12 protein-coding genes are annotated in these 22,726 nt (G+C 47.8%); 2 read left to right on the top strand and 10 right to left on the bottom strand.

Annotated elements, in window-relative coordinates; genetic code table 11:
• Positions 1-94: 94 nt before the first annotated feature.
• The 3 genes from ACTQ53_RS11485 to asnB form a co-directional block, all read right to left on the bottom strand.
• Entirely contained in the window at positions 95-1,438 is a 1,344-nt protein-coding gene (locus ACTQ53_RS11485) for a glutamate synthase subunit beta (protein WP_441933086.1), read from the bottom strand.
• Positions 1,439-1,633: 195 nt separating this feature from the next.
• Entirely contained in the window at positions 1,634-6,157 is a 4,524-nt protein-coding gene (gene gltB, locus ACTQ53_RS11480) for a glutamate synthase large subunit (RefSeq protein ID WP_441933085.1), read from the bottom strand.
• 203 nt (positions 6,158-6,360) lie between these two features.
• Positions 6,361-8,151 (bottom strand): asparagine synthase B, encoded by a 1,791-nt coding sequence (asnB, locus tag ACTQ53_RS11475; RefSeq protein WP_441933084.1) that lies wholly within the window; start codon positions 8,149-8,151, stop codon positions 6,361-6,363.
• A 470-nt stretch (positions 8,152-8,621) separates the two neighbouring features.
• Here asnB and ACTQ53_RS11470 point away from each other — a divergent pair, with 470 nt between their 5' ends.
• Both ACTQ53_RS11470 and ACTQ53_RS11465 read left to right on the top strand, forming a co-directional pair.
• Positions 8,622-10,799, top strand: coding sequence for a GH92 family glycosyl hydrolase (locus ACTQ53_RS11470; RefSeq protein WP_295345992.1), 2,178 nt, complete (start codon positions 8,622-8,624; stop codon positions 10,797-10,799).
• A 28-nt stretch (positions 10,800-10,827) separates the two neighbouring features.
• Positions 10,828-12,312 carry a glycoside hydrolase family 125 protein gene (locus tag ACTQ53_RS11465; RefSeq protein WP_441933083.1) on the top strand — a complete coding sequence of 495 codons (1,485 nt, stop codon included), beginning with the start codon at positions 10,828-10,830 and terminating at the stop codon, positions 12,310-12,312.
• Between the two features lie 647 nt (positions 12,313-12,959).
• On the opposite strand, the gene ACTQ53_RS11460 is transcribed toward ACTQ53_RS11465, so the two are convergent.
• The 7 genes from ACTQ53_RS11460 to nanU all read right to left on the bottom strand — a co-directional run bounded on the left by ACTQ53_RS11460 (position 12,960) and on the right by nanU (position 22,713).
• Positions 12,960-13,676 (bottom strand): hypothetical protein, encoded by a 717-nt coding sequence (locus ACTQ53_RS11460; protein WP_294969481.1) that lies wholly within the window; start codon positions 13,674-13,676, stop codon positions 12,960-12,962.
• A 121-nt stretch (positions 13,677-13,797) separates the two neighbouring features.
• Positions 13,798-15,060, bottom strand: coding sequence for an ammonium transporter (locus ACTQ53_RS11455; protein ID WP_441933082.1), 1,263 nt, complete (start codon positions 15,058-15,060; stop codon positions 13,798-13,800).
• 144 nt (positions 15,061-15,204) lie between these two features.
• Complete coding sequence (locus ACTQ53_RS11450) at positions 15,205-15,561, bottom strand: P-II family nitrogen regulator (RefSeq protein WP_006848366.1); 357 nt, start codon at positions 15,559-15,561, stop codon at positions 15,205-15,207.
• Positions 15,562-15,831: 270 nt separating this feature from the next.
• Complete coding sequence (locus ACTQ53_RS11445) at positions 15,832-16,902, bottom strand: cyclically-permuted mutarotase family protein (RefSeq protein WP_441933081.1); 1,071 nt, start codon at positions 16,900-16,902, stop codon at positions 15,832-15,834.
• A gap of 97 nt (positions 16,903-16,999) precedes the next feature.
• A complete protein-coding gene (locus tag ACTQ53_RS11440; protein ID WP_441933093.1) occupies positions 17,000-19,057 on the bottom strand; it encodes a GDSL-type esterase/lipase family protein in 2,058 nt (685 codons plus the stop codon).
• A gap of 73 nt (positions 19,058-19,130) precedes the next feature.
• The gene (locus tag ACTQ53_RS11435; RefSeq protein WP_441933080.1) at positions 19,131-20,996 is read right to left on the bottom strand and encodes a family 20 glycosylhydrolase; all 1,866 of its coding nucleotides are present in this window, start codon (positions 20,994-20,996) and stop codon (positions 19,131-19,133) included.
• A gap of 154 nt (positions 20,997-21,150) precedes the next feature.
• Positions 21,151-22,713 (bottom strand): SusD family outer membrane lipoprotein NanU, encoded by a 1,563-nt coding sequence (gene nanU, locus ACTQ53_RS11430; protein WP_441933079.1) that lies wholly within the window; start codon positions 22,711-22,713, stop codon positions 21,151-21,153.
• Positions 22,714-22,726 lie beyond the last annotated feature (13 nt).

Here is a 22,726-nt window from a genome sequence, read left to right as displayed (position 1 = left end):
CGATTTATTTGATTCATCTCAATGCAAGTACTTACGATGATCATTGCAAATACTTGCGTTTGCCAATGAAGCTTACTTCGTGAATATCCGGAAATTACTTGTTTAAGAACTTGTCAACCTGGGCAGCAATCTTTCTGCCGCTTGCCATGGCACGTACTACCAAAGAGGCACCGCTGGCTGCATCACCTGCCACGAAGACATTCTCAGCAAACTCTGGCTGCTGAGGTTTCAGGAAGCCCATTGCCAGGAATACAGCCTCTGCCTTGATAATCTCCGGCTCACCAGCCTCTACCATCAACGGACGACCACCCTCTGGGTTTGGCTTCCAGTCGATAGGCTGAACCTTCACACCTGTCAGCTTTCCGTTCTTTCCCTGGAACTCCAGAGAGTTGATGTTCCAGCGACGGGTACAGCCTTCCTCATGACTGGAGGTGGTCTTCAGGGTGCGAGGCCAGTTTGGCCAAGGATTCTTAGGATCCTCAGGACCCTCTACCGGCTTAGGCATAATCTCGATCTGGGTTACACTCTTGCAACCCTGGCGATGAGCGGTACCGATACAGTCGGAACCCGTATCACCACCACCGATTACCAATACATCCTTGCCCTTGCAGTTAACCAGCTCATCCTTAGAGAACTCCATACCAGCAAGGATACGGTTCTGTTGAGAAAGCAGTTCGAGGGCGAAATAAACACCCTTCAGCTCTCGTCCAGGAATCTTCAGGTCGCGGGCTGTCGGCGTACCGGTAGATACCACATAGGCATCGAAGCCTTCTGGCAACTTGGTAACATCAATCTGCTGGTTATACTTGAATTCAATTCCCTCCTCTTTGAGAAGACGGAGACGGCGGTCGATGATGCTTTTGTTGAGCTTGAAGTTAGGAATACCATAACGCAACAAGCCACCTGCGTTCTCACGTGCCTCAAATACAGTTACCTTATATCCCTTATGGTTCAACTGGTTGGCAGCTACCAGTCCCGCAGGACCGGCACCGATGACAGCCACCGTCTTGCCATTACGCTCAGGAATCTCAACATGCACATAATCCTCAGAGAAGGCGTGCTCCACGAGGGCGCACTCATCCTCACGGTTAGTGGTTGGCTCATGATCCATGAGATTCAGGATACAAGCCTTCTCACAGAGTGCAGGACAGATGCGTCCTGTGAACTCTGGGAAGTCGTTGGTGGAATTGAGGAGACGGTAAGCCAACTCCCAGTCGCCCTTGTAGAGGGCATCGTTCCACTCCGGTGCCTTGTTGCCCAGCGGACAAGCCCAGTGGCAGAAAGGCACGCCACAATCCATGCAACGGGAAGCCTGCTGTCGGCGGTCGTTGCTATTCAATGTCTGTTCTACCTCGCTGAAGTCGAGGATTCTATCGTGAATTGGTCTATAACCTGCTTCCTTGCGAGGTATAGTCAAAAATGCTTTTGGATTTCCCATCTTTTTAAAAGTAAAAGGGTAAAAAGGTAAAAAGGTAAAAAGAACATTCTTGCTTGCTGCTTGTTGCTATTTACTTAAACCTTATGTTACCTTTATTATTAATTTATTTGTTACTCGCATTTTACCGGACTTAAGGCAAAGGAAAGGGGATAAGGTTCTTTTTACCTTTTTACCCTTTTACCTTTTTACCTTTTATTAATAGTCTCGCTGCATATCCGCAATCTTCTGCTGCAACTTCTTTACCTGCTCCTCCTGGAGAACTCGCTTGTACTCGATTGGCACTACCTGGATGAAATCCTCTACGTAGTGGTTCCAGTCATCGAGCATGGTTCGGGCGAGCTTACTGCCGGTGTAGAGATAATGCTGACGGATCAGCTCGTGCAACTCCTTGCGATAGGTGCTATCCTCCACGAGGTTGATCTCCACCATATCCATGTTACAGAAGTAATCGAAGTTGTGGTTCTTATCCCATACGTAGGCAACACCACCACTCATACCAGCGGCGAAGTTACGGCCGGTTTCACCGAGAACTACTACTCTACCGCCCGTCATATACTCGCAGCAGTGGTCACCAGCACCCTCAATCACGGCGATGGCACCGGAGTTACGAACACCAAAGCGCTCGCCTACCTTACCATTGATATACAACTCACCACTTGTGGCACCATACAGACCGGTGTTACCGGCGATGATATTATCCTCGGCAGAGAAGTTGCTGCGGATAGGAGGAAGGATGGAAATACGACCTCCTGAAAGTCCCTTGGCAAAATAGTCATTGGTCTCACCCTCGAGTTTGAAATCCACTCCCTTGACCAGGAAGGCACCGAAGCTCTGACCTGCAGAACCCTTGAACTTCACGTTTACGGTCTTGTCAGGAAGACCAGCCTCACCATATTTCTCGGCAATCATACCGCTCAGCATCGCACCGGCAGCACGGTCAGTATTCTTGATGGCGAAGTCGAGGTTCACTTCTTCCTGGTTCTCGATGGCACGCTGTGCACCACGGATAATCTGCTGGTCGAGTACATTGTCGAGGTCATGAATCTGCTCAGTAGTATGATAGAGTGAGCAATGACTTGTCTCACGATGCAGCAAGCGAGAGAAATCGAGCAAGTCTGCCTTCTCCTCGATGCTCTTGGCCACCTCTGGCTCTACGGCATCAGCACCCTCGGTAGGAACAATCTCCTCATCCTTCTTGCGGACGATAAGCTCGGTATGACCGATGATATCGTTCAATGAGGTATAACCCATCTCAGCTAGATACTCACGAACCTCCTCGGCGAGGAAGCGGAAGTAGTTGATGAGGTACTTGTAGCTGCCACGGAAGTGCGCACGGAGCTTAGGATCCTGTGTAGCAACACCCATAGGACAGGTATTCAGATTACACTTACGCATCATGACACAACCCAAAACGATGAGGGCTGCCGTACCGAAACTGAATTCCTCAGCACCGAGCAAAGCCATCAGGATGATGTCACGACCGCTCTTCAACTGACCATCTACCTGCAGACGAACCTGACCACGAAGACCATTCTTCACAAGAGTCTGCTGGGTTTCAGAAAGTCCAATTTCAGGAGAGATACCTGCGAAACGCATACTAGATGCAGGGCTGGCACCTGTACCACCCTCAGCACCAGAGATAACGATGAGGTCAGCCTTCGCCTTAGCCACACCGGCAGCGATGGTACCCACACCACTCTCAGCTACCAACTTCACGGAGATAGCCGCCTTAGGGTTCACATTCTTGAGGTCGAAGATGAGCTGAGCCAAATCCTCGATACTGTAGATATCGTGATGAGGTGGAGGAGAAATCAGGCTGATGCCAGGGATAGAGTGACGGGTCTTGGCGATGACCTCGTTGACCTTGAAGCCAGGCAACTGACCACCCTCACCCGGTTTAGCACCCTGTGCCACCTTGATCTGGATTTCCTCTGCATTTACCAAATATTCTGTTGTCACACCAAATCGACCGGAAGCCACCTGCTTGGTCTTGCTGGAGAGGCTGATGCCATCCTGTGTAGAATGGAATCGCTCGTTATCCTCACCACCTTCACCGGTATTGCTTCGAGCGCCCAGGGCGTTCATGGCGAGTGCCATTGCCTCGTGAGCCTCCTTAGAGAGGGCACCGAAACTCATCGCACCGGTAACGAAGTGCTTCACGATTTCCTCTACTGGCTCCACCTTATCTATAGAGATAGGATTCTTGCGGAAGCTGAAGAAGTCGCGGATGAAGATAGGCTCCTGCTTATCGTCAACGAGATGTGTATATTTCTTGAAGAGATCGTAATCGCCCTTGCGTGTTGCGAGCTGCAGGGTGGCGATAGTCTCTGGGTTCCAAGCGTGCTTGATACCGTCCTTGCGATAGTGGAACTGTCCCATACTTGGCAGGAAGTCGAGCTTCTTGGTCTCGAATGCCTTGTCGTGCAGGCGGATGGCATCACGGGCGATGGTCTCGAGTCCGATACCGCCGATGGTGCTCACTTCTGTTCCGAAGTAGCTCTTCAGCAGACTCTCGCTCAAGCCGATGCTCTCGAAGATTTTGGCACCACGATAGCTTCGGATGGTAGAGATACCCATCTTAGCCATAATCTTGAACAAGCCCTTCTTCACAGCCTTGATGTAGTTCTGCTCGGCTGTATGGTAATCCTCCTGAATCTTTCCCTTCTTTACCAGGTCGTCGAGGATGGCGTATGTCAGGTATGGACAGAGGGCTGATGCACCGTAACCCAACAACAGGGCTGCATGCATTACCTCACGAATCTCACCGCTCTCAACGATGAGGGCAGTCTGCACACGCTTGCCGGCATCAATCAGATAATGATGTACGGCACTCACGGCGAGCAGAGATGGAATGGCGGCATGGGTCTCATCCACGCCACGGTCGCTCAAGATGATGTAGTTGTAACCATCATCCACGCTCTGGGCAGCCTGCTTGCAGAGCTCATCCAGAGCCTCATGCAGTCCTTCTTCGCCCTTGGCGGTTTCGAAGAGCATGTGGAGTTTTACCGTATTGAATCCCTTGTAGCGGATATTCTGAAGGATATCCAGCTGGGTATTGGTCAAGATAGGATGTGGCAGACGAACCATCTTGCAGTTGCTCTCGTCTGGGTTCAGAATGCCGGAACCTACTCTACCGATATACTCGGTAAGACTCATCACGAGGTTCTCACGGATAGAGTCGATAGCAGGGTTGGTAACCTGAGCAAACTGCTGACGGAAGTAGTTGAAGAAAATCTGTGGCTGGTCTGAAAGCACGGCAAGCGGAGTATCATTACCCATGGATGCAGTAGGCTCCTGACCCTTAGTAGCCATCGGGATGATGGTACCATCGATGTCTTCCTCGCCAAAGCCAAACTCCAATTCCTTGCGAGTAAGGTTTTCCACACCATTTTCCACCTTACGTCCGCTGCGCAGCTTTTCCAGTTCAATACGGTTGGTATTCAGCCACTGGCGGTAAGGATGCTGCTCAGCCAGGCGCTCCTTGATTTCGCCATCATAGTAAATCTTGCCTTCCTGGGTATCAATCAGGAGAATCTTACCAGGCTGCAGACGGCCCTTCTCGGCAATCTCGGTTGGGTCGAAATCCATCACGCCCACCTCAGAAGCCACAACCATCATATCGTTCTTGGTGATGGTATAGCGTGCAGGGCGCAGACCATTTCTATCGAGCATACCACCGGCATAACGGCCATCGCTGAAGAGCAGGGCGGCAGGACCATCCCATGGCTCCATCAGGATAGAGTGGTACTCATAGAATGCCTTCAGATCCTCAGAGATAGGGTTCTTGTCGTTGAAACTCTCTGGCACCATCACAGCCATGGCATGAGGCAATGACAGACCGCTCATTACGAAGAACTCGAATACATTGTCGAGACTTGCCGAATCACTCATATCAGGCTGAACGATAGGAGAAATCTCACGGATATCGCCCAAAGCCTCACTGCCCAACACACTCTCACGAGCCTTCATCCAGGCACGGTTACCACGGATGGTGTTGATCTCACCATTGTGTGCAAGGAGACGGAATGGCTGAGCCAGACTCCATGTTGGGAAGGTGTTGGTAGAGAAGCGGGAGTGAACCAATGCCAAACCGCTTGTAAAATAATTATTGGTCAAGTCAGGATAGTACTGACGCAGCTGGAGGCTGCTCAACATACCCTTATATACGATGTTCGAATTAGACAACGAACAGATATAGAAATCAGGATCGCTGATTCGTTTCTCGATACGCTTACGGATGAGATAGAGGGTGCGCTCGAAGACAGGCACCTTATCATCGGTAACACCCGTGATGAACACCTGTTTGATGGCAGGTTCGTTGCTCAATGCAGCCTCACCCAGACAGTCTGGGTTGGTAGGCACATTGCGCAGGTGCATCAGCTGCAATCCCTCGCGCTCAATTTCCTCGATCATGATAGAGAGGATATCCTGCTGTTTCTTCTCGTCCTTAGGCAAGAAGACGAGACCCGTTCCGTATTTTCCCTTCTCAGGCACAGGGATACCCTGAAGAAGAATAAACTCATGTGGAATCTGGAGCATGATACCGGCACCGTCACCCGTCTTGTTATCGGCACCCTCGGCACCACGATGGCGCATGTTTTCGAGTACCTTCAAGGCATTATCGACCAGCTCATGACTCTTGTTACCGTGGATATTCACCACCATACCTACGCCACACGCATCGTGCTCATAGGCAGAACTGTACAATCCTTTTTCCATTTCTTGTTCGTTTTATATCGGTTATTTCTATAACTTAATACTCATTTTATCAAGACTATTCTTTTTATCAAGAATTAGAGAATTTTCATTCTTGCTTCTCATGATGATAACAATGAGAATTTCAAGACTGAGAAAAAATTCTCTAATTCTCTAATTCTTGACTTTAAAAAATAATCTCGAATAAATCTTCCTGATAATTCACTTTACTTCTTATAAGCTTCTTGATGGACTCCCACAACGGCTCTGCCGCTAGGGTCGTTCTGATTCTTGAAAGAGGCATCCCAGGCAAGGGCTTCGGCTGTAGAACATGCCACGCTAGGAACGCTAGGCACGCTCTTGGCAGCACTGTCGCTTGGGAAATGCTCGGCGAATATAGAGCGATAATAATACTCCTCCTTGTTCTGTGGAGGATTGATAGGGAATCGCTCGGCAGCATGCGCCATCTGCTCATCGCTTACGGCAGAAGCGGTAATCTGCTTCAGGGTGTCAATCCATGAATAGCCCACTCCATCGGAGAACTGCTCCTTCTGTCGCCATGCCACTTCTTCAGGAAGCAGATCGGCGAATGCCTCACGAACCACCTTCTTCTCGATGGTCTTGTTCGGACACATCTTCAATACCGGGTTCATGCCCATCGCTACATCCAGGAACTCCTTGTCGAGGAAAGGCACACGGCCCTCGATGCCCCATGCAGCCAGACTCTTGTTGGCTCTCAGGCAATCGTAGAGATAGAGTTTGCTGAGCTTGCGTACGGTTTCCTCATGGAAAGCCTTGGCATCCGGTGCCTTGTGGAAGTAGAGATAGCCTCCGAACACCTCGTCGGCACCCTCGCCCGAAAGCACCATCTTGATACCCATGCTGCGGATGACTCTCGCCAGCAGATACATCGGGGTAGAGGCACGCACGGTGGTTACATCGTAGGTCTCGATGAAGTAGATGACATCACGGATGGCATCCAATCCTTCTTGGATGGTGTAGTTGATTTCGTGATGCACGGTTCCGATGTGCTCGGCTACCAGTCGTGCCTTTGCCAAATCAGGCGCACCCTTCAAACCTACGGCGAAGGAGTGCAGACGTGGCCAGTAGGCCTTGGTCTCGCCACCGTTCTCTACACGGGTAGAAGAGAATTTCTCGGCTACGGCAGAGATGACTGAAGAATCAAGACCACCACTGAGAAGTACACCGTATGGTACATCGCTCATCAACTGGCGCTTGACAGAAGCTTCGAGTGCATCGTGGATTTCCTTTACCGCAGCTTTCTCCTGAGGTTCAGCACCCTTCAACTGCTCTTCAGCTTTCTTGGCATCATCAATCTGATATTTTTTCTGCATGGCAGCATACTCAAACCACTCGCGGGTATAGTAACGCTTCATGCCAGGATTCTTGCTATAATAATAATGACCTGGGAGGAATGGCTCATAGTGGTCGCACTGACCTTCCAATGCCTTCAACTCACTTGCCACCAGCACCTTTCCATCTTTATCATAACCGATATAAAGAGGAATCACACCGATTGGGTCTCGGGCGATGAGGAACTCATCACGCTCTGCATCGTAAAGAGCGAAGGCAAAGATACCGTTCAGCTCTTCAAGCATCTTGGAGATACGGGCGTGGAGCGCATCCTCACCTTTATATATTAAGGTATCAAAGTCGGAATCTGCTCGCATCTCACGATAGAGAGAAAGAATCACCTCGCAGTCGGAACCGGTCTGATACTGGTATTTGCCAGCAAAACGGGCACGGATATTCTGATGATTATAAATCTCACCGTTTACGGCAAGCACCTGTTTTTTGTCTGGTGCAAACAAAGGTTGGCGACCACTTTCCGGGTCAACAATGCTCAGACGCTCATGTGCCAGGATAGCAGAACCACCACAATAGATGCCGCTCCAGTCTGGTCCGCGATGACGGATCTTCTGGCTCATACGAAGCGCTTGCTGTCGCAATTCAGGAGTTTGCTCCTGAATATTGAAGATAGATACGATTCCACACATAATATCTTTTCCTTTCTTTTACGGTTATTTATAACTCTAATTCTTATCAGAAACTCGCTTTCAATATCATTTTGCTAAGTTTCGGGTGCAAAATTACTACTTTTTGACAATATACAAAAGATTTTCGTTACCTTTTGTCTTAAGAAAAGAAACTCAATTACATTTTTACACATAACTACCTATTTAATCTTTTATTTTGAAAGCGTAAATCACGCCAATCATTACAGAATAACACAAAGAGAGAAAAATAAGATAAAAGCATTAATTCAACAGAAATCCCTACGCTCTGAAAGGGCAGGGCGTAGGGACAAACATCATACTGCAATCCATATCAATACGATGAAAGTTTAGTTAAAAAATATATAGGATTGTGCCGTTTTTCCCATTTTTTTCGTATCTTTGCAGTATTATTAGTTTTATTACAAATAACCTAATTTATTCAATTATTCCGTAGATGTTACTATAACAATATGAGAAAGAAACTTATAAACCTATTCATGATGACTTGCGTGATAGCTGGTGGCTTCACACAGGCATCCTTTGCTCAACAGGCAAAATCAAGCAATCTCACACAGTTTGTCAACCCTAGAATCGGAACGGGTGGTCACGGTCACGTATTCCTCGGAGCTAACGTTCCGTTCGGATATGTACAGCTGGGTCCTACCGAACCATCCCGTGGCTGGGACTGGTGTTCCGGTTATCATCACTCAGACTCCGTACTCATCGGTTTCGGTCACCAACACCTCAGCGGTACCGGTATCGGTGACCTGGGCGACGTGGCATTCCTGCCTGTAACCGATGCCAACCAGAAGGAAATCCTCTTCAGTCATGCCAACGAGAATGTGCGCCCGGGCTATTATGCCGTAAAACTGCAGCAGCCTAACGTATGGGTAGAGCTCACTGCCACCCAACGTGCCGGATTCCAGCGCTACACCTTCGGTGCAGATGCACAGCAGGCACAGCTGGTGCTCGACCTGAAGCAGGGCATCGGATGGGATGCGGCAAAGGAGTACAACGTAGACAAGATTACATCTACCACTATGGCAGGTCATCGCTTCTCCAAGGGTTGGGCAAACGACCAGAAGGCATTCTTCTTCGCTGAATTCTCACAGCCTGTCACCGTGAAGCCATTGGGAACCGGAAGATGGTTGATTACTGCAGCAGATGTTACCAAACCATTGCTGGTCAAGACGGGCATGTCGGCTGTAAGCGCCGAGAACGCCAAACAGAATTTGCAGAAGGAGATTCCAGGCTGGGATTTCCGACAGGTGGTGGCTGACGCTGACGAAGCATGGAACAAGGAATTGGCTAAGGTGAACATCGAGACCAACGACTCCGTATCCCGCCGCATCTTCTACACTGCGATGTATCACAGCATGACCGCTCCATCCGTGTTCTCAGATATCAACGGACAGTATCGTGGTGCCGACGGCAAGGTGCATGACGGCAACTTTACCAACTACACCACCCTCTCACTCTGGGATACCTATCGTGCGGCTCATCCGCTGATGACGATGATTCACACCGATATGCTGCCAGATATGGCAAGCACCTTCATCAACATCTATCGCCAGCAGGGCCAGTTGCCAGTATGGCATCTGATGGGTAACGAAACCAACTGCATGGTGGGCAACCCAGGCATTCCTGTGCTTGCCGACATGGTATTGAAGGGCTATGTAAAGGATAAGGAAGGCGCTTACGAGGCACTGAAGCAATCGGCTCTGCGCGAAGACCGTGGTCTGGGTCTGCTCAAGAAATACGGTTATCTGCCTTACGACAAGGAAAAGACCAAGGAAACCGTGGCAAAGGGTCTGGAATATGCTCTGGCTGATGCCTGCGTGGCAAAGGTGGCTCGCATGTTAGGCAAGAAGGAAGATGCCAAATATTTCGAGAAGAGATCTAAATCTTACAGCAAATACTTCGACAAGGAAACCGGATTCATGCGCGGCATCGGTTCCGACGGCAAGTTCCGTACTCCATTCGACCCATTCTCTGCCGAACATCGTGACGATGACTACACCGAAGGAAATGCATGGCAATACACCTGGCTGGTGCCACATGATGTTCACGGACTCGTAAAGCTCTTCGGCAACGAGCAGAAGTTTGTAACCAAGCTCGATTCGCTCTTCATCGTCACCGGAAACATGGGCGATAATGCATCTCCTGACATCTCAGGTCTCATCGGTCAGTATGCTCACGGCAATGAGCCTAGCCACCAGGTGCTCTACATGTATAACTATGTGGGCCAGCCTTGGAAGGGAGCCCGCCTGCTGCGCCAGACCATGGACGAGATGTATAAGGATGATTTCGACGGATTGAGCGGCAATGAAGACGTGGGTCAGATGTCGGCATGGTACATTCTTTCTTCCTTAGGTCTCTATCAGGTAGAGCCAGCCGGCGGCAAGTATATCATCGGCAGTCCTATCTTCGACAAGGCATCGCTGAACATAGGCAAGGGCAAGACCTTCAGCATCATCTGCAAGGACAACAGCAAGGAGAACATGTATATCCAGCATGCCAAGCTGAACGGCAAGCCATACACCAAGTCGTACATCATGTATAACGACATCATGAAGGGTGGCACCCTGGAACTCCAGATGGGCAGCCAGCCATCCAAGTGGGGAACACGTCCTGCCGACCGACCATAATATGAACTAACTAACAAAAGATAAGAAAATGAGAAAGACTATTTTAGCAATGGCTCTTCTTGCCTCCATGACAGCGATGGCTCAGGAGAACGCCAAGGTGGATGTCCACACACGCTATACCAAGGTGGTGACACCGGTGGATGGCAAGTACGAATCTAAGCGTCCGCCAGTAGAGGACCGCCTCTTCACCTCCACCGCCGTGGAGAAGAAGATCAAGGAAGTACAGAAACTGCTGAAGAAGAACCCAAAGTTGGCTTGGATGTTTGCCAACTGCTATCCTAACACCCTGGAGAGCACCGTCCATTACCGTGTGCTAGAAAACGGTGACGATGATACATTTGTATATACAGGCGACATCCCAGCTATGTGGCTCCGCGACTCGGGAGCACAGGTTTGGCCTTACGTAGCCCTCGCCAACAAGGACGAGAAGTTGAAGAAGATGCTGAAGGGCGTGATTCTGCGCCAGCTGAAATGCATCAACATCGACCGCTATGCCAATGCCTTCAACGATGGTCCTACGGGTGCCGGATGGGTGAAAGACCGCACCAAGATGCAGCCGGATGTATTCGAGCGCAAGTATGAGATAGACTCCTTCTGCTACCCTATTCGCCTGGCTTATGAGTACTGGAAGGTGACAGGCGATGACTCCATCTTTGGCGAAGTATGGATGCAGGCAGTAGAGAACATTCTGAAGACTTTCCATGAGCAGCAGCGCAAGGTAACCGCCAAGGCATATCACTTTACCCGTGTTTCCGACCGTGCCTTCGATACCATCGGCTGGGACGGTTTCGGTGCTCCGGTGAAACCAGTGGGATTGATTGCCTCCATGTTCCGTCCATCGGATGATGCCACGATTCTTCCATTCCTGATTCCTTCCAATTTCATGGCAGTATCATCTATGAACAAGGCTGCCGAAATTCTGAAGCATGTGGCAGAGAAGGATGCGGCAAAGAAGGAAGCGGCTCTGAAGATTGCCAAGGATTGCAGCAGTCTTGCCGATGAGGTTCAGGGAGCCTTGCAGAAGTATGCCATCTACAACCATCCTAAATACGGCAAGATTTATGCCTACGAGGTAGATGGTTTCGGCAATCAGCTTCTGATGGATGATTCCAATGTGCCATCCCTGTTGGGTATGGGCTATATGGGTGATGTGCCGATGAACGACCCTATCTATCAGAACACCCGCCGTTTTGTATGGAGCGAGGACAATCCTTGCTTCTTCCGTGGCAAGGCTGGCGAGGGCATCGGTGGTCCTCACATCGGATACGACATGCCATGGCCTATGTCTATCATGATGAAGTGTTTCACGGCACAGAGCGACGACGAGATTCGTTTCTGCATGAAGATGTTGCTGAACACGGATGCGGGCATGGGCTTCATCCACGAGTCATTCCACAAGGATGATGCATCAAAGTTTACCCGTCCTTGGTTTGCATGGCAGAACACGCTGTTTGGAGAATTAGTGATTAAGCTGATCAACGATGGCAAGGCAGACTTGCTGAACAACTTATAATACACCTTATTATATATAGAGAGAGGAGGATGTGTCATGAGTCCATGGCACATCCTCTTTTTCGTTTCATTAATCGTCCCACAGTTTTCACAGACAACGCAGATTTAGGATTTTTGAATTTGTAAAGAATTACAAGTAAAGGATACCCTCTGAAAAACTGAAGGTTGTGAAGGAAGGGTCACAAAAAAAACTGAAATCTGAAATTAAAAAATCATTTTTATATGCAGCGTAGAGTAAAAAAGGTATAATTATTTGATTACTAGGTAATTGCAATATATTTAGCCAAGTGTTAAAATGCAGTTTTTGACATGAAATTATTATTTTAAAAAAGTGCTTCAGTCCTTCAGCCAACATTTTTGTCCATTCTTCTTACTTTCTAGCCCTATTTTAACACTCCAAAAAACTTTGCCTTCAGTTCCTTCAGTTTTCATGTCTTATTTTTTTATTTTTCCTCTTTTTCCAAAGAATCAAGATTTTTCAATACGCTATTATTTTATCTCTCAGAGATATAGTTTTATCTCTCAGAGATATTTTCCCAACAGAAGTTTCGCATGTAATTCAAGTACGGACAGAAGAGACAAATGAGGGTGTGTCATGAACTTATGACACACCCTCTTTTGTTATTTATAAAACTAAAAAACTATATATTATGGTTGCAAGGTGAAACCTACTACCAGGTAGGCTTTCTCGGTGCTAGGGTTAGCAGCCACCTGAGCGAAGACTGGAACAGAGAAAGAATCTGTAATCTTCAAATCCTTGGTTGCTTTCACACCTACATGAGTAACAGCGAAACCATTGGCTTCACCATAGAAGGATGTAGCAAACGGAACAGCACCTACACTTGCCTCCCAATCACAGCCACCTAACTTGAATGGAGCTGTAGCCTCAACGTATGAAGAATAGGCACGGTCGCCATCCTTGTTGACTCCATCATTGCCTGCAAAGTTGGTATACCAGTTCAAGGCAAGCGGACCGAAATCATAACCTACATTTGCCTCGAATACATGAGAAGTCTCATGAGCAGAATAAGCAAAATACTTCTCATTAGGAGAATTGAACCAGTAATCAGTTACACCGATATGGAAACCTCCAGTCTCGTATGCCATGGTAAGATCGAACTCTTTGGTATCTTCTGGCTGAGAAATACCAACACTTCCCCATGCTGTAAGAGACAAGCCTTTATATCCAATGCCAAGAGTAGGCTGCAAAGAAATTGCTCCCAAATCCTGACCACGCCAGTAGTACTGGCTCACGATATCAGCACCCATAGATGTTTCCACCTTGTCCTGTGCCATAGCAGCAGGAGCAAATGCCATCAAACCGAGTGCCAACGCACCTATCTTCTTCATATCTAAATGCTTCATATTCTCTCTTTTTATGTGATACATTTTTCTTTTAAAAGTTTCGGCTGCAAAATTAATAATAATAATTTTGCTCACCAAAACTTTTGTCTATTATCTCTCTTACGTCTATATGAAAGTACCATTAGTTGTAGCAGCTCTCACCATGCTCGTAGATATCCAGACCTTCTTCCTCGATTCTCTTATCAACACGGAGGCCAGCAATCTTCTTGATACCCCAGAAGAGGATGATACCTGTAGCAGCTGCCCAAAGGTCGATGCAGAGGATACCGAAGCACTGTGCGCCGAAGAAACCAAAACCGCCACCATAGAAGGCACCACCATCAAGGGCGAAGAGACCTGTCATCACGGTACCGAAGATACCACATACACCATGAACTGAACTTGCACCTACAGGGTCATCAACATGAAGCTTGGTATCGATGAACTCAATAGAGAATACCAGAATGATACCAGCCAAGAGACCGATAATGGCAGAACCCAATGGACTAACCAAGTCGCAACCAGCAGTAATGGCTACCAAACCAGCCAGAATACCGTTCAATGTCAATGAGAATGAAGGTTTGCCATACTTGATCCAAGAGGTGAACATAGTTCCGAGACCACCACAAACTGCAGCCAGGTTGGTTGTCAGGAATACGTGGCTGATAGCAACACGGTTAACCTCACCAGAAGCAGCAAGCTGAGAACCAGGGTTGAATCCGAACCATCCGAACCAGAGGATAAATACACCCAGGGCAGCAGCCATCAGGTTGTGACCAGGGATAGCAGTACTCTTGCCATTGCGATACTTACCCAAACGAGGGCCTAAGCAGATAGCACCCACCAAAGCAAGTACACCACCAACACTATGTACGATAGCAGAACCTGCGAAATCATGGAAGGCAGCACCGAATGTCTCCATCATGAATGAACCAGCATCAGCGTTGCAAAGCCAACCGCCACCCCATGTCCAGTGACCCTCTACTGGGTAGATGATCAATGAGATGAAGAAAGAATAGATGCAATACATGGAGAACTTGGTACGTTCTGCCATAGCACCAGAAACGATGGTAGCACTAGTAGCGCAGAAAACTGTCTCAAACATCAGGAAGCCTTCTGTAGGAAGACCGGCTGCATTCGTATAGAAAGACAAATCGCCGAAGTTAGGCATGCCGATGAATCCGGCGCCATCGCTACCAAACATAAATCCAAAACCAACGAACCAGAAAAGAACGGAACCGACCATGAAATCGACAAAGTTCTTAAACAAGATGTTCGCGGTGTTTTTACTACGGGTAAAGCCCGCCTCGCAGAGGGCAAATCCCGGCTGCATGAAAAAGACCAACATGGCTGCCAAGAGCATCCATACGGTATCTACTGAAATTCCTAAATCCTGTACACTCATAATCTCTTTACTTTAAACTTTAAACTTTGAACTTTTTTTCCGTTGAACTTTGAACTTTGAGCTTTGAACTTTATGATTAGTATCAAGACAAGACCTAAAAGGCATATCATAAAGTTCAATGTTCCATGTTCCAAGTTCAAAGTATCACTTCTCCTGCTCCGCATTATAAAGTGCGATGTCGCCTCTTTCACCTGTACGGATTCTCACGGTATCCTCTACAGGAATTACAAAAATTCGACCATCACCAATCTCGCCGGTACGGGCTGCCTCCTGGATGGCATTTATCGTTTTCTCTACGTTCTTGTCGCGCACGACAACATTCAGCAACACTCGCTCAATACTACTGGTATCATACATGACACCACGATAGATACGAGCCTGTCTCATCTTGCCCTCTCCTCTTACATCGTAGTAAGAGAACCACTCGATGTCGGCGGCAAGCAATGCTTCCTTTACATCCTCAAACTTAGTCTTACGGATGATAGCTTCGATCTTTTTCATATTAATCTCTCCTATTCTTTAAATTACATTTTGTTTGTTTACGAGTGCAAAGGTACGACATTTTGCTTAAATAAACTTCATATTACTTACTTTTTGTTTTATTCATTTTCATTTGCTTACTATTTGATAAAACAAATTAAAAATTAAAACACAAAATGAAAGCAAATCACACATCTTCACTTTCATTTTGCCATCACAAACACAAAACAAAAAAGACCTGTATGGTCAGAAGCCTCAACAGGCACTGAAAACATACAGGTCGAATCTTTATTAACGTAAATCTACCTTCACAATACCAGGTGAACGAAGTCCAGGCTTCAATTCACCACCTATATAATATAAGGTATGTCCTCGCAAAGCAACTTGGGCACCCGCTCTAGCCAAAAGAGCGTTTTCAGGGGATGGGATTTCCCATTGTTCTGTCTTCAAGTTATAAATCAAGAGACTATTATTGAACTTATACCATGAAATATCCTTTTTCAGATAATCCGTCTTGGCTACCATCGAATAGGTACCGCTGATAGCATCCCAGAAGATTTCTCTGTTCACACCACCGGCACAGACAATCTGAGCATTTCCTTTGGCTGAAACCTCTAGTATGGCTGTGGCTCCAGTAAGTGTGAGTTCCTTACCCTGCAAGTTGACAGGTGCAGGAAGCGAAGTCCAGCTCTTACTCATCAGCTGATAGCGTAATCCGGATGTAGCCACAATACTGGATTTGCCATTCTCATAGAATCCGCCCCAAACAAAGAGTTCGCCGTTGTAGGCTGCACATACCGGCTGAACTCGAGGTTCTCCAATCAACTCTGTTTCCGGGGTCCACTTCTCATCCTTTCCGATTTCCATTGTCAGGACGGAAGCAGATGGTCGCCCGTCCTGATTACCACCCACCACGAAGAGACGAGTATCCAGGAGGCATACTCCCATATTATCCACCGTACAAGGCAGGTCTGGCAAAGACTTCAATATAGGTTTGCCGTTTTCCTGGTCCAGATGGATGCTCAAAACGGTTCGCAAACTATGCTCCGTATTACATCCACCTACCAGAATCAAGCTATCACCAGAGGCAACCACACCACCATAGGCAGCAGGCTCAGGCAGATTGCCTATCATCTCCCACTGCAAAGTTTCCTCATTACCAGTAACCTTTGCAGCATAGATGCTGGAATAATACTTTTTCTTTCCTGGCTCCGGGAAATTACATCCACCAGCCACTACCAGGTAGTCGCCGATGAAACCTGCATAACAAGCAGAAACACCGAGTTCATATCCAGCCTCCCCAGAAGGGAAGCCAGACATTGAACTGATATTTGTAAATTGTGTCTTTAAATTTGATTTCATTGTACTACAACTATTTATTATAATAATGATAGATAATGCTAAAAGCGAATTAATACATTTCATATTCTGATGCTATTAACAGTGATTATTGAGTTGGCTATTTGACCTCTCCTCTGAATGTAGATGCCGGTAATCCTTCCTTATTGACCAAATTGGCACGGGTGAAAGGTTGCCATGCATATCTTACATATCTTGGAGCCTTGACCTCCGGAGAACTCAATCTTACCTTGCTGCCTTCTATCTTTACCAGGGCAGGATAGAACAAACCATCCTCCTCAGCAATCTCGAAGCAGGAAGGAGACTTGCCGTCCGATGTGCGGAGGCCATCGCCATAAGTAAAGGACACTACCAGATGATTCCCCTCTTTTACCACATTATTATATATAGGCCCCGAAGGAGTAACTGCATGTCCGTAAGTCTGGTTCAATGCCCAGCGGCCCAGACGTTCGCCAACAGGCTGCTTATGGGTAGGATGCACATCAAGAGAATCACCCTGATCAGAAGAAACAGCCATTCCGGTATTTGGGATAGACTTCATCAATCTGAGCTGACTGTCTCGGAACCAGGTCCATGAAGGACGGTTCAGACTCGACAACTGCACAAAATAGAATGGCATTTCAGGGTTCTTCCAGTTGCTACGCCAACTATCTACCAAGAGACGGAAGAGTTGTTCATGAGCATACATATTATGTGCATTCGATTCACCCTGATACCAGATAACACCCTTGATAGGATATTGCTGCAAAGGCAAGATACCACTTTCATAAAGATAACATGGCTCATAAGGATGACGGCCCAGACGGGTGGCATCATTGGTCAGATTCCGGGCTGCTCTACCTCTTACCCAATCCTGGATAAAGTCGTTCTGCAACCAGTTGCGCAGAATTGCCGGAAACTGGGTCTCCAGAGTGTTTCTATCTACCCAAGCCTCAGTAGGAGCACCTCCGATGGCATTGCAAATCAATCCCACAGGCACCTTCAGACTGTCGCGCAGCATCTTGCCGTAGTAATAGGCCACGGCAGAAAACTGGGCTACAGTTTCTGGGGTAGCACCCTTCCAGGTGGTATTCCTGTAATACTGCAGATGGTTCAGCGAATCCAGGCAGGATGCCGGCCATGCCACATCGTAAGTTTCCCATCTTCCCTTCATGTCGAAGAGTCGCAGGTCGGGGTCATTAGCCTGGGCGATATCACGCTTGCCAGTGGCAGCCTGGTTGAGCCGGAACGCCATGTTCGACTGACCTGAGCACAGCCACACCTCGCCTACAGCCACATGACGGAACTCCTTTTTCTGCTTGTCCGCCTGGATGGTGAGCGTATAATCCGTACCTACCGCCAATGGCTGCAAGGTGACATTCCATTCGCCACGGTTATTGGCAATGGCAGAAACCTTCTGACCGGCAATGCTCACCACTACCTGTTCACCGGTATTAGCTGTTCCATGAATATCAAGCGGTGTGTTGCGCTGCAACACCATATAATCTGTATAGAGATCAGACAGTTTCAAGCCGCCATAGTTTCCGGTGATTCCACCATAAACGGTCTTAGCCAGGATACCTGCACCTTCTGCATTCGGATGAATGGCATCCGGCAACAGGTTAGGATATGGATAGAGAGGCGCATGGAAATCGATGAGTTCTGCCCCACTCACCCGAGCCACCACCTTGATGGCTTCCTGTATTTCATCATGCCATTGTTTGGTGCCCGAAATGAATCGGGGATGACGATGAGCTATCGGCGTCATGCAAGCCAGGATAAATCTTACCTTTGGATTGGCAGAACGCAGAGAGTCCATCAACGAAAGATAATCTTTCACGAACTCGTCACGATAGTTAGGCCAGTTTCTCGGGTCGGTATCGTTGATGCCCAGGTGGATGACGGCGATGTCGCCCTTGAATGCCATTGCCTGCCTGTACTCCTCCTGCTGCATATAAGGACGGTGCCCGTGGTTCAGCAGGGTGGCGCCCGGCTTTCCGAAGTTACCTACCAAGTATTTGTCACCCAGCATCTTCTGCAGTTGTACGGGATAGGAGAAATGCTCTCTATCCTGGATACCCGTACCATAGGTGATGCTGTTGCCTATGCAAGCCACCTTGATTTTCTGTACAGGTTTCTTTCGGGCTGCCGTTACTGAGAGGAAGCCCATTGAGAGCATCGACAGCAAAATGACTGTTAATGTTCTTTTTGGAAAAATTAATTTATCATACAACATAACCTTTCTTTCTTTTTTATTCATCTACAAGTGCTACCGTAAACATCCACTTCACGAGGCGGGTCTCCTTAGAAGAGAACTTGCCCACAGGAAGCTTCAGCATCAGCTTGTTCCAACCCTTCTTCAGGGTGATATCTATCGCCGGACGAGACATGTAGTTCTCATTCTTCAGCGTAATCTCGTTAGAGCGTTCGGTATTCGTATTCTCCCAAACAGGAGGCATAATTTCCTTTCCATTGAGCCAGGCACGACTGCACTTGTAATCCCAGGTACCCTGACGGGGAGCCAAATCGCTTTCCGAACGACTGTAGTTCTGGAATTCCAGCATCAGCTGGGTCTTTCTTTCCTTTGGAGAATAAATCCACCGGGTAGCGTAAGCGGTATGGTTTTCCTGCGGATTGGCATAGAAACCAGGAACCAATGTACCCCAGACATGACGGAGATAGATACCGTTGCCGATAATCTTGCGGCTGTGATAGGTGTTACCCTCATACTGATATACGGAATCTTCCTGTTGCTCAGGTGGGAACACCTTGTTCAAATCACCTCCGTTAGGGAAGGCATCAGTAATCAGCCACTCGCTCTGGGTCTGACGGACGTATGGGAATGGAACCTCCTTCAGCCAGGTATTCTTCTGCCACAACAGGCGGTCTTCGAATTCCTTGAAAGCAGCCAACTGCTCCGGCTCGTCCTCCCACAGCAGGGTACCCTTGCCATCAAAATAGCTGTTGCCGCCTCCACGCCAGGCACGTTCTGCCAGGGTGAGCATATAAGGATAGAAATTATTCTCAGCCAGCAGCTGAGGTGTATTGTCTATGAAGCGGTCGTTCCAAAAGGCTACGATACTGCCAGCCAAATCGTCGCTTCCCTCAGGCTGGTTGTAGATGCGGCTGTTGAACATCGCCACCAGGTCGGCGTAGGTATCGAAATGGTTGGCATAGTGGTAGCGGCAGTCGATGGCAGGGATGCCCTTCTGTGCCTTTCCACGATAGCTCCAGAGCTGCACCATGTCGATTTCGCCCGGTTTATAGTTCCAGCCAGGGTTATAGGAGATAACCTTCTTGCCCTTGTCTCGGATGTATCTCACCATCATCGGAACGAAATCTGGATTGGTGAACTGAACCTCGTCGGTGCCTATATGGAGATAAGGTACGTCGAAAGTAGCACATACCTCATCGATGATGTCTTTCAGAATCTGAGTGCCCTTCTCGCTCTGCATATCGGTCTTGAAGGTACGCTCAAAGGCAGCACTGTGTCCCGGCATATCGATTTCCGGAATCAGGAGCACCTGGTGCTGCTTGCAGAATTCCACGAGTTGTCGGGCCTCTTCTAATGTATAATACTTTCCTTTCTCACGCTCCATATTCTCTGGAGCATTGAGCTGCGGATATTTCTTGCATTCCAGGCGCCAAGCCTGATTTTCAGTAAGATGCCAATGGAAAACGTTGATTTTGTATCTACTCAACAGACTGATTTCGCGCTTCAGTTCCTCTACTGGGATAAAGCTTCTGCCCACATCGTGCATGAAGCCACGGATACGGAAGGCAGGCCAGTCGGTGATTTCACACTGTGGCAAATATATCTTTTTATTCTTAGTGGTTTTCAATTGTTCCAGCGTCTGTCGTCCCCAATACATACCCTTTGGGGTGGTAGCCTCCAGAAGGATGCCTTTCTTGGTAATCAATAGATGGTAAGCCTCTTCCTGGAATTTAGCTCCTTCAATCTGGCTCACATATTTTTCCTCCACTGTCAACTCGCCGCTGGATTTCTTGCCGTTGAACTGATACTTCTGAGGCAGAGGCAACAATGAAGAAGGATGATTGGCAGAGATGCCAGCCATGCACCAAAATATAGATAGCACAAAAAGCAAGAGTCGATTCATATTTTATTTAGGTTGATTTTGTTGATGATATATGATGATTTACAAAGTTGATTCAAGAGAGAAAAAATTGTAAAGAAGAGAGGGAACGAATCCCTCTCTTCTCACTTTTATAATCAAACAAGATGATGTGTCTTATCGACACTTCCATATACCCTTATTGTTCGTAACCAGGAGTCTGGTGCAACTGGCTGTTCAAGCCAAGAGTATTCTCGTCAATAGGCCACAACAATTTGCTTGCCTGAGCAGAAGTATATTTGGTAACATACTCTGTACCCATCAGACGGAGGTCGTACCAACGCTTACCCTCGAAGAGGAACTCGCGGCATCTTTCCTTCAATACAGCCTCAATGACATTGGCATCGCTGCCTACGAAAGAGTTGTTGGCATAGAATGAAGCGTCTGTATCATTAGGATAAGCCACTTCAGCCTGGTGAGCATTGAAGTACTCCTCGCCGTAAGCACGCTTTCTTACCTCGTTGATCTCAGCAGCAGGATCCTCGCCCAGCAAAGCCTTAGCCTCAGCCAAGCCCAAGAGACAGTCAGCATAGCGATAGATTGGGTAATCATCGAGCCACTGGCGCTGGTTGTAACCCTCTGGCAAGGTACCCTGGAACTTATACTGGATGTTGCCAACATACTTGAGCGACCCATCCTCGTTCTTGGCATAGATATCCTTCAAGCTACCAGCCTTACGGGTATCACCGTCACGATAAAGCTCCTTCCACATATCCTTGTTGAGAGATATACGCATTACACCGTCCATATTACCCATGGCAGACTCAGCCAGAGAAGTACCATCAGCCTCATAGTAGTTCTTGAAGAACATAGAACCCATCACCAAAGTCAAGCGGAAGCTATCATTCCACATCGTCTTCTCATCCTTGCCGTAATAAACAGCGTAGATAATCTCCTTGTTCTTCTTGTTGTTAAAGGCAAATACCTGGGTGAAGTCGTTCTGCAAAGCAACGTCAGCCTTCTTCACATCCTCATAAGCAGCCTTGGCAATCAGATAATCAGCGTTACCGCCGCCCATCTGCTTACCGCTCCAGAGATAAGCCTCACCCTTGAGCATCTTGGTAGCAGCCAGAGACCAGTAGTTTCTGCCGCTGGCAAACTTGTAATTTTCGCCATAAGCCTTCTCAGAAGCCTCGATGTCCTTCTTGATCTGAGCCATTACCTCTGCTGCAGGAGAAGCAGCCTTACCCATGTTACCGATGCTGATATCACTACCCTTGGTATAGTCGGTCACTACGATGACATCGCCATAGGTTCTCAACAGCTGGAAGTATATGTATGCACGCATACCGTATGCAGAACCCAGATAGTTACTCTTGGCTGCCTCCTTGATAATATCGGTATTCTCAGCCTTGGCAATCATCAGGTTGAGCTGGTTGATAAGTCCGTAGCAGCCGCCATAATTGCTGATGGCTGGACTTGCCTGGCTCAAGAGGTTGTTCCACATGAACTCATATCCACTACTTGCCTCACCAGAGAAAGGACTGCCACCATAGAGATTGGTACGCATCTCACCCCAAAGGTAAAGGTTGAAAGTGCGGTCGCGGAACATTGCCTGGAGACCGGTATTGGCAGAACTGAACTGGCCTTCTTCCTTCCAGTAGCCAGCATCAGTAATCTCACTTTGTGGTTCTACATCAAGACAGCTAGTCATTGAGAAGACCATGCAGCCTGCTGCAAAATATTTCAAAAACTTTTTCATTTTTCGTCGAATT

The sequence above is a fragment of the Prevotella sp. Sow4_E9_plate genome (assembly GCF_052116205.1).
Lineage (GTDB): Bacteria > Bacteroidota > Bacteroidia > Bacteroidales > Bacteroidaceae > Prevotella.
The sequence above is the reverse complement of the archived record's forward strand: the minus strand, read 5'-3'. Positions and strand labels throughout refer to the sequence as shown.

Excerpts from the sequence above, each read along its gene's own strand:
- ACTQ53_RS11465 (WP_441933083.1), top strand. The coding sequence starts at position 10,828 with ATGAGAAAGACTATTTTAGCAATGGCTCTTCTTGCCTCCATGACAGCG.
- ACTQ53_RS11460 (WP_294969481.1), bottom strand. The coding sequence starts at position 13,676 with ATGAAGCATTTAGATATGAAGAAGATAGGTGCGTTGGCACTCGGTTTG.
- ACTQ53_RS11485 (WP_441933086.1), bottom strand. The coding sequence starts at position 1,438 with ATGGGAAATCCAAAAGCATTTTTGACTATACCTCGCAAGGAAGCAGGT.
- ACTQ53_RS11470 (WP_295345992.1), top strand. The coding sequence starts at position 8,622 with ATGAGAAAGAAACTTATAAACCTATTCATGATGACTTGCGTGATAGCT.
- asnB (WP_441933084.1), bottom strand. The coding sequence starts at position 8,151 with ATGTGTGGAATCGTATCTATCTTCAATATTCAGGAGCAAACTCCTGAA.
- gltB (WP_441933085.1), bottom strand. The coding sequence starts at position 6,157 with ATGGAAAAAGGATTGTACAGTTCTGCCTATGAGCACGATGCGTGTGGC.
- ACTQ53_RS11440 (WP_441933093.1), bottom strand. The coding sequence starts at position 19,057 with ATGCTCTCAATGGGCTTCCTCTCAGTAACGGCAGCCCGAAAGAAACCT.
- ACTQ53_RS11450 (WP_006848366.1), bottom strand. The coding sequence starts at position 15,561 with ATGAAAAAGATCGAAGCTATCATCCGTAAGACTAAGTTTGAGGATGTA.
- ACTQ53_RS11455 (WP_441933082.1), bottom strand. The coding sequence starts at position 15,060 with ATGAGTGTACAGGATTTAGGAATTTCAGTAGATACCGTATGGATGCTC.
- ACTQ53_RS11435 (WP_441933080.1), bottom strand. The coding sequence starts at position 20,996 with ATGAATCGACTCTTGCTTTTTGTGCTATCTATATTTTGGTGCATGGCT.
- nanU (WP_441933079.1), bottom strand. The coding sequence starts at position 22,713 with ATGAAAAAGTTTTTGAAATATTTTGCAGCAGGCTGCATGGTCTTCTCA.
- ACTQ53_RS11445 (WP_441933081.1), bottom strand. The coding sequence starts at position 16,902 with ATGAAATCAAATTTAAAGACACAATTTACAAATATCAGTTCAATGTCT.